The 8,303-nt window shown below is 58.0% G+C and carries 7 protein-coding genes; 6 read left to right on the top strand and 1 reads right to left on the bottom strand.

From position 1 onward, the window contains the following. Positions 1-86: 86 nt before the first annotated feature. Positions 87-602, bottom strand: a complete 516-nt coding sequence (locus tag ACNPAA_RS20100; protein ID WP_408809130.1) for a hypothetical protein — start codon at positions 600-602, stop codon at positions 87-89. Between ACNPAA_RS20100 and ACNPAA_RS20105 the strand changes: the two genes are divergently transcribed. From ACNPAA_RS20105 to ACNPAA_RS20130, 6 genes are all read left to right on the top strand, one after another. Then, a complete protein-coding gene (locus ACNPAA_RS20105; protein WP_113720032.1) occupies positions 489-1,406 on the top strand; it encodes an IS5 family transposase in 918 nt (305 codons plus the stop codon). The two genes, ACNPAA_RS20100 and ACNPAA_RS20105, sit on opposite strands and share 114 nt — an antisense overlap. Positions 1,407-2,717: 1,311 nt before the next feature. Next, positions 2,718-3,302 carry a tyrosine-type recombinase/integrase gene (locus ACNPAA_RS20110; RefSeq protein ID WP_161469698.1) on the top strand — a complete coding sequence of 195 codons (585 nt, stop codon included), beginning with the start codon at positions 2,718-2,720 and terminating at the stop codon, positions 3,300-3,302. A gap of 350 nt (positions 3,303-3,652) precedes the next feature. Then, positions 3,653-4,972 carry a hemolysin family protein gene (locus tag ACNPAA_RS20115; RefSeq protein WP_408809124.1) on the top strand — a complete coding sequence of 440 codons (1,320 nt, stop codon included), beginning with the start codon at positions 3,653-3,655 and terminating at the stop codon, positions 4,970-4,972. Between the two features lie 18 nt (positions 4,973-4,990). Then, positions 4,991-5,530 (top strand): hypothetical protein, encoded by a 540-nt coding sequence (locus tag ACNPAA_RS20120; RefSeq protein WP_417891970.1) that lies wholly within the window; start codon positions 4,991-4,993, stop codon positions 5,528-5,530. A 295-nt stretch (positions 5,531-5,825) separates the two neighbouring features. Next, a complete protein-coding gene (locus tag ACNPAA_RS20125) occupies positions 5,826-6,728 on the top strand; it encodes a homocysteine S-methyltransferase family protein (RefSeq protein ID WP_039040257.1) in 903 nt (300 codons plus the stop codon). 9 nt (positions 6,729-6,737) lie between these two features. Next, the gene (locus ACNPAA_RS20130) at positions 6,738-8,147 is read left to right on the top strand and encodes a basic amino acid/polyamine antiporter (RefSeq protein ID WP_113977359.1); all 1,410 of its coding nucleotides are present in this window, start codon (positions 6,738-6,740) and stop codon (positions 8,145-8,147) included. Positions 8,148-8,303: the final 156 nt, after the last annotated feature.

An 8,303-nucleotide genomic window follows, 5' to 3' on the forward strand; every position in this document is an offset into this window, starting at 1 on the left:
GCATTGATAATAGTCATGGCTTCGGGCGTGTCGGTTTTTTTTTGCGATTAAATCAGATCACAAACGAAGCCTTTTTTCTATCTATTTCAATTGGTTGTAGCTAAAGATCCTGTACATGAGTGTTTACTTGTGCTGAGAATACCTTGACTGATTTGTTGGTGGATTGTTTTACATTTTGCATGTTTAAATTTCCTTATTAACACCATCGAAACATTTCGAGGTAAAATCCTTTTATCTGATCCAATTGGAGCTGTAAATATAAAAAAGAACTTTGTGTGACGCGTATCACGGTTTTTTAATGTGGTTGTTTTATTTTTATCCTTTTTTCTGGTTTTTTTAATTAAGTTTTTGATTAAAAACCTATCCCAAAAGGAAAATTTCATCATTGCTAATGTGACAGGGCGTTGTTGCCCAAATCGATGCAGCTTGAATGGAACTAACTGAGGGCTCGGTGATCTGATCACCACCATCCTCTTCAAATCTGCATCATGGGCACCTCGCTTCACCCCATCACCAACTGGCCTAAGTACAACAAGTCTTTGATTAACCGAGGCTCTCTCGCCTTCTGGGTTGATGCCGAAGTCATGAACAACTGGTTCCACCACGACCATCACGGGCGACGGGGCCGCAGCCAGCTCTACACCGACCAGACCATCTGCACCTTCCTGATGCTCAAGGGGATTTTCAGCCTCACGCTTCGCGCAACTCAGGGACTACTCGACTCCCTGTTCGAGTTGATGAATGTACCGCTGTGCGCACCGGACTATAGCTGTGTCAGCAAGCGGGCTCGCACGCTGACGGTGGCTTATCGACAGCCCCCAAAGGGGCGTATCACTGACCTGGTTATCGACTCGACTGGCCTCAAGGTATTTGGCGAAGGCGAGTGGAAGATCAGAAAGCACGGAGCCGAGAAGCGGCGAGTCTGGCGCAAGTTGCATCTGGCTGTAGACCCGGTGACACACGATATCGTGGCGGCGGAAGTCTCGCTGGAGAATGTCCATGATGCCGAGGTACTGCCGACTCTGCTCAATCCACTGAGGCGCAAGCTGAGGCGTGTGTATGCCGACGGAGCCTATGACAACAAAGCAAATCACCAGTTGATAACAGGTAAAGGGGCGACAGCCTGTATCCCGCCTCGCAAGAATGCGGGACTCTGGAAAAAGGGGCACCCAAGAAATGAAGCCGTGCTGGTGATGCGCAAGGAAGGGCTGGCGCACTGGAAAAAGATATCGGGATATCACCGTCGCTCGCTGGCAGAAACGGCGATGTATCGGTTCAAGCAGTTGCTGGCGGGGAAAATCAGTCTGCGTCACTACAACGGCCAAGTGGGAGAAGTCATGGCGTATGTTGGAGCAATAAACAAACTGAACAGCCTTGGTCTGCCCGTCAGACAGCCCCGAGTGTAGCAACCACCTGGGGCTGGGGGAGTCATGACTTGCTGGCTTATTTGGGCAACAACGCCATGTGACAGGCGTTGTTGAATAAAAGATTTTTCCACTTGCTAAAAGCAACACGGTCCTAAAAATCCCAGCTTAGAAGCTGGACTCCTGTGCCACAGTTATGGTGGTGTGTAGATAGTTATGCTGATTCCAAAGGTATAAACTGCGCAGATATGCTGTTGTTAAACAACGTCGATGTGACATTTGACTATGAGCGGTAGCGTTGTTTCGCTGCACTCGTTCCTTTCATGACCCTTTCGAGATCTATATATGGATCACTTGTGAACCTTCGGATCTTTTTCCTTGCTGCCCGCCAAGCCTTTTGCCATAAGGCTTTCCAGTTTCTCCCTTGTGGTCAAACTAGATCCACTACCCCACCCGAGATCCTCACGGAAAGTAACCGCTATCCTTTTATCCTCAATGACTTACCTTTTCCTTTGCCTAGATCTTGGGTGATCGTTTTCTCGAAAAACGATCACAAAATGCATTTTTATGAAATTCTGAATTCCCCCGAAGAACCCAGCCATGGCGCGGGTTAGGCGATAGATTTGCACCATTTTATTTGTGCAAAAAATGCCACATTTTTAGCGCGAAGGTGGGGGGGGAGGAGTGCGGATTCTGTGAGCGGCACGTTTCCGCCGCCGCGCCTGGACTGCGGCGCTGGAGGTTGGCCACAAAAAAGCGACACATGTGCGTCGCTGTGCTCAGTAGGGAGTGGAGGGCGGTTACTGGCTGCCTACCCACCCCATTTTCTTGAACGCCTTGGCCGCGATGGCCAGCAGTTCGGTGCTGCTTGCCTCGGGTAGCATGGGGCGTGCGGGTGTCTCTACCGTCCATCGGTTCTTCCTAGTCTCACCGGTGGTGGTCCTGATGATGATCGCGGCTCGGGTCCGGCTGACGTGCGCTTGTATCCATTTCAGGGACGGCTTGCGGTAGCGGCGGCGCTGCCGCGTTCGGACAAGACTTTGTATCCTAGCGCACGCAGCTGTTGCCTTTGAGCGGCATGTACTGGCGACGCAGCATGACAAGCCCTGGCAGAGTAAGCCTGCAGATGCTCGCACGCTGGCTGAGCTCATCGAAATTTGGTGGGCGCATAAAGGGCAGCATCAAAAATGGGGTACTCATGCGCGCCGCACTTTACTACGTGCAGATCGTTATCTGGGTGAGGTGCGGGTCAATCAGCTTGATGCCCATACTTTAACTTTGTTGCGCTCACGTATGCTGGCCGCAAGCATAACCCCCAATAGCGTCAACCGCCTGGTGGTGGAGTTGAGTGGCATGTTCAACTTCCTCATTGAGGGAGGGTTCTACCACGGTGATAACCCGATTCGGGAACTGAAAGCCTTGAAGGTTGCCCCCAGAGAGATGAGTTATCTTTCCCCACTTGAGGTACAGCAATTGTTAGCTGGGTTGAGCGGGGATGATCGGGGAATCGCAGTGTTATGCCTGAGTACCGGCGCACGGTGGAGCGAGGCTTACACTGTGCGGGCTGAGCATGTGGTCAACCGACGGGTGACGTTCGTAGCTACCAAAAACGGTAAAAATCGGACGGTACCTATCAGTGCAGAGGTTGAGGCTCAATGGGTGGCGAACAAACGAGGGGTGTTGTTTCCCACGGCGAGCTATCTGCGGGTGCGAGAGATATTAAGGGCTGTGAAGCCTGATTTGCCAAAAGGGCAAGCCTTGCATGCACTACGACATACCTTTGCCACTCACTTTATGGCGAATGGCGGGAACATCCTAGTGCTGCAACGGATCCTAGGTCATGCGTCTATCCAGCAGACGATGACCTATGCTCATTTCGCTCCTGATTTTTTACAGGATGCCGTGCAGTTCAATCCTCTGAAAGGTGGAGCTGGTTAGGTGTGAGGTGTCCACATGATTGACCACACCTGACCATTCATGAGGGGGAGTGAAAGCTTATCAGAGCTTCCAGCTTAGCTTAGGGATTACGGTAGTAAGCCAGGCATAGCAAGGCGCCTGGCTGAATTCCTTGAGTTTGCAGGGCTTAGTAAGCCTGATGGCAGAATGCATAAAAAGGCGCGTTTCGCGCCTTTTTTGTTGCACTGCATGTCAGAGCAAGATATCGCCACCCAGCGGGCGCTTTTCTGCTAGAATATGGCCCCTGTGTGAGTCCCGGATGGAGTCACGGTCCGGTTTCCCGGGCCCAGTTTGCCGTCTTGTGCTAAGGCGGGTGTAGCAATAGGTTAATCATGAGTTTTGCCGATAGTATATTTCTTCTGATGCTGCTGGTTGCCGGCAGTGTGTTCTTCTCCCTTTCCGAGATCTCCCTTGCCGCCTCCCGCAAGATCAAATTGCAGGTGATGGCCGATGAGGGGAACCGCCATGCCGCCAAGGTGTTGGCGCTGCAGGCCCAGCCGGGCAACTTCTTTACCGTGGTGCAGATAGGCCTCAATACCGTCGCCATCCTCGGTGGTATCCTGGGGGAATCCGCCCTCAATCCCGCCATCAGAGAGCTGATTGCTGGCTTCTACCAGGGGCCCTGGCTCGGCCAGATTAGCTCTGCGGCCTCGTTCGTCTTCGTCACCGGCATGTTCATCCTGATAGCGGATCTGATGCCCAAGCGCCTTGCCATGACCATGCCCGAGCGGATCGCCGTGGTGGTGGTGCGTCCCATGATGCTGTGCGTCACCTTGCTGATGCCGTTGGTGTGGCTGTTCAACGGCATGGCCAACGGCCTGTTCCGGCTGATGCGCATCTCCATGGTGCGCAACGACGAGATCACCTCCGACGATATTTATGCGGTGATGGATGCAGGTGCCGAAGCCGGTGTCATCCAGCGCGAGGAGCACCAGCTCATCGAGAACGTGTTCGAGCTCCAGTCTCTGGGTGTCACTTCCGCCATGACGGCGCGGGAGAGCCTCATCTACTTCACCCTGCAAGAGGGGGAGGAGAGCATCAAGGCGAAGATCGCCGAGCACCCCCACAACAAGTTCCTGGTGTGCGACCACAACCTCGACAGCATCAAGGGGTTCGTGGATGCCAAGGAGCTGCTGATCCGCGTCATCAGCGGCCAGAGCATCGATCTCAACAGCGGCTCCCTGGTGCAGAACGTCATCATCATTCCCGACACCCTCAACCTCTACGAGGCAATGGAGTACTTCAAGAACCATCGCGGCGATTTTGCGGTGGTGATGAACGAATACGCCCTGGTGGTGGGCATCGTCACCATGAATGACCTGATGAGTACCGTCATGGGGGAGTGGGCCACCCACGTGGTGGAAGAGCAGATCGTCCAGCGGGACGAGAACTCCTGGCTGGTGGACGGGGTGACCCCCATCTCTGATGTGATGCGTGCTTTCGACATAGAGGCGTTTCCGGATAGCCAGAACTACGAGACCATCGCCGGTTTCATCATGTTCATGCTGCGCAAGATCCCCAAGCGTACCGACTCGGTCAAATACGCGGGCTACAAATTTGAAGTCGTGGATATCGACAGCTACAAGATCGACCAGCTGCTGGTCACTCGGGTTGAACCCATAGTGACCGACAAGTCCGCTCAGGAATCGTAAAGGAGCTACCAAGGAGTCATGAAGATGCAGTCTCATTCCCGTGCGCTGGCCTGTGTGGCGCTTGCCCTGGCGCTGGGCGCTTGCAGTCAGAGCGCCCCCCGCAAGGCGGTTGTCGTTGCCAAACCGGTTGCCGCCAAGGCAGAAGTTGTGCCGCAATCCGATCCCGATGCCGTGGTACAAAGCGCCGTAGTGGAGCCAAGTCCGGTCTTTGATGAGGAGTACCACGGCCCGGATCAAGGGTCGCTTGAATCGGTCACCGCCCTGTTTGCCCGGGGTTACATCGAATCCGCCATGCGGGAGACCATGCTGGCGGCGGTGCACAGCGACTATCCGCTGCTCGGCATGCGGGACGTGCGTCTCACTGACCCTGTTGCCAAGTTCCTCACCTCGGCCCAGGCCCGCACCACGGCCCACGACTACCTCTATGCCGGGGTGCAGCGTCGGCTGGGCCGCCCGCTCAGCCCCGCCCAGTGGGAGCAAATCTGGCAGGGCTATCCCCAGCAGGGCCGGGTCTCCGACTGGGTCAAGCAGACCAAGCGGGTGCTGGCCGGGCGCTGAGTCCCTCTGGTTATCGGCGGCTGTGCCCGCCTTGATCCCCTGTTTCACAAGAGGTCACCCCCCGGGGTGGCCTCTTGTCGTTTCAGTGCCTGGCCAGGTGATGCCTGTGCCGGGGAGACCTCCCTTTGCCGCCATCATACTGAGCTTGCCCGGATTTGTTCGTAGCCCCCGATTGCCTCTTGTTCTACTTTGGGTCATGATATTTGGGATTTCTAGCCGTCTAGATGTTTTGATGGCTTAATGTGGTTTCACACAATAAACACCCGTCATGGCGGGGAGACGCAGAGAGACAGAGATGGACAAGCAGGATTTGTGGGTACTCGATGGCGGTATGGGCCGTGAACTGGCGCGGCGTGGTGCGCCGTTCCGTCAACCGGAGTGGTCGGCACTGGCGTTGATGGAAGCGCCCGAGACGGTGCGCGAGGTACACCAGGCCTATGCGACGAGCGGTGCCCGGGTGATCACCACCAACAGCTATGCCCTGGTGCCCTTCCATATCGGTGAGGCACGCTTTGCCGCCCAAGGGGAGGCACTTGCAGCCCTGGCCGGGCAACTGGCCCGAGACGTGGCCGACGAGCAGGGGGGAGCCGTCAAGGTGGCCGGCTCATTGCCGCCGCTCTTTGGCTCCTATCGTGCGGACCTCTATCAAGCCGAGCGGGTGAGCGAGCTGGCGACACCGCTTATCCGGGCCCTGTCACCCCATGTGGATCTCTGGCTGGCGGAGACCATGAGCCTCATCGCCGAGCCCCTGGCCCTCAAGGCCCTGCTGCCCGAGGACGGCAAGCCGTTCTGGGTCTCCTTTACTCTGGAAGACGAGGCGCCGGGCAGTGAGCCCACCCTGCGCTCCGGCGAGCGGGTGGCGGATGCCGTGACCGCGTTGGCGTCGGCCGGGGTGGATGCCATCCTGTTCAACTGCTGCCAGCCCGAGGTGATTGAAGGGGCGCTCAAGGTGGCCGTCGCCGCGTTGCAGGTTCAGGGGCGCACCGACGTTCGCCTCGGCGCCTATGCCAACGCCTTCCCGCCCCAGCCCAAGGAGGCGACTGCCAATGACGGTCTGGACGAGATCCGTGGCGATCTGGGGCCGCTGGATTACCTCGGCTGGGCCGAGCGCTGGCGCAGAGCCGGGGCAAACCTCATCGGCGGCTGCTGCGGCATCGGCCCGGAACACATCGAGGCGCTGGCCAGCCGGCTGCGTTAAGGAGCGCCCATGAAAGAGAGCAAGATCGGGCTCTGGTCCCTCACTGCGCTGGTGTTCAGCTCCATGGTGGGGGCCGGCATCTTCAGCCTGCCCCAGAACATGGCCGATGTGGCGGGCGCTCGCGCCGTGCTGATCGGCTGGGCCGTCACCGGGGTCGGCATACTGGCGCTGGCCATGAGCTTCCTCTACCTGTCGCGGCTCAAACCCGAGCTCGACAGCGGCATCTACAGCTATGCCCGGGCAGGCTTTGGCGAGCTGGTGGGGTTCTTCTCCGCCTGGGGATACTGGCTCTGTGCCACCATCGGCGTGGTGGGTTATCTGGTGATCGCCTTCGCGGCGCTGGGCAGCTTCGTCGACACGCCGGAGCGGGTCTGGTTTGGCGAGGGCAACACCCTGGCGGCCTTCATCGGCGAGTCCTGCATCCTCTGGGCGGTGCACCTGCTGGTGGCCCGAGGCGTACAGCAGGCGGCCCTGTTCAATCTGGTGGCGACCCTGGCCAAGAGCCTGCCGCTGCTGCTGTTCATCCTGTTCGCCTGCTACTGGTTCGATCCGGTCACCTTTGCGGCGGATCAGGAGGGCAGCACCCTGGCGGTACCGGTCTCCGAGCAGGTGCGCAACACCATGCTCATCACCCTCTGGGTCTTCACCGGCATCGAAGGGGCAGCGGTGCTCTCGGCCCGGGCGAGAAACAAGCGGGACGTGGGCACCGCCACCGTGCTCGGTGTGGTACTGGCGCTGCTGCTCTATGTGCTCATCTCGGTGCTGGCGCTCGGAATATTGAGCCGCCCGGAGCTTGCGGCCCTGCCCAACCCCTCCATGGCGGGACTGATGGCCCAGATGACGGGTTCCTGGGGCAAGCTGCTCATCAGCGCCGGCCTCATCGTGTCGGTGCTCGCCTCCTACGTGAGCTGGACCCTCTTCTCGGCCGAGGTGCCGTTCAGCGCGGCGCGTCACGGGGCCTTCCCGGCCATCTTCCGGCACGAGAACCGCAACGGCACTCCCATCGCCTCGCTCTGGCTCACCAGCCTGACCGTGCAGGGCTGCTTGCTGCTGGTGTGGTTGCTTGGCAAGGGGTACACCAACCTGCTGCTCATCTCCACCTCCATGATCCTGGTGCCCTACCTGCTCATCGGCCTCTTCCTGCTCAAGCTGGTCTTCGGTGGCAAGGGGGGGCAGGGCCGCGGCCTGATGCGGGTGGTGGCGCTGGTGTCGAGCGGTTATGGTTTCTGGCTGCTCTACGCCGCCGGGGTGGAGTACCTGCTGCTGTCGCTTCTGCTCTACGGGCCGGGTCTGCTGCTGTTTCTCTACAGCCGTCGCCAGCTCGGCGCCGAACAGCGGCTCAGCGGGCGCGAACGGCTGCTGGCCGGGGTGACGCTGCTGAGCCTGATCCCCGCCGTCTGGTCCTTCGTTCACGTCTGACCCGGGGGTTGTCCCTGTCATGAAAAAGAGCGCCCCTGGGCGTAATGCCAGTCAGTTAAGCCTGACTGGCATTGTTTTTACTAGGTTTTCTCGTCGCATACTTCTGTGGTTTGGCTTTGATGCACCTTGGGTAACTTCGTTCTCGGCGGGCGGGTA

Source organism: Aeromonas sp. PS2Canimalfood6 (genome assembly GCF_048276795.1).
In the GTDB taxonomy this organism is placed as follows: Bacteria; Pseudomonadota; Gammaproteobacteria; order Enterobacterales; family Aeromonadaceae; genus Aeromonas; species Aeromonas caviae.

Coding starts and splice junctions, on each gene's coding strand:
- ACNPAA_RS20105 (WP_113720032.1), top strand. CDS start 489: ATGGGCACCTCGCTTCACCCCATCACCAACTGGCCTAAGTACAACAAG.
- ACNPAA_RS20110 (WP_161469698.1), top strand. CDS start 2,718: ATGTTCAACTTCCTCATTGAGGGAGGGTTCTACCACGGTGATAACCCG.
- ACNPAA_RS20115 (WP_408809124.1), top strand. CDS start 3,653: ATGAGTTTTGCCGATAGTATATTTCTTCTGATGCTGCTGGTTGCCGGC.
- ACNPAA_RS20120 (WP_417891970.1), top strand. CDS start 4,991: ATGAAGATGCAGTCTCATTCCCGTGCGCTGGCCTGTGTGGCGCTTGCC.
- ACNPAA_RS20125 (WP_039040257.1), top strand. CDS start 5,826: ATGGACAAGCAGGATTTGTGGGTACTCGATGGCGGTATGGGCCGTGAA.
- ACNPAA_RS20130 (WP_113977359.1), top strand. CDS start 6,738: ATGAAAGAGAGCAAGATCGGGCTCTGGTCCCTCACTGCGCTGGTGTTC.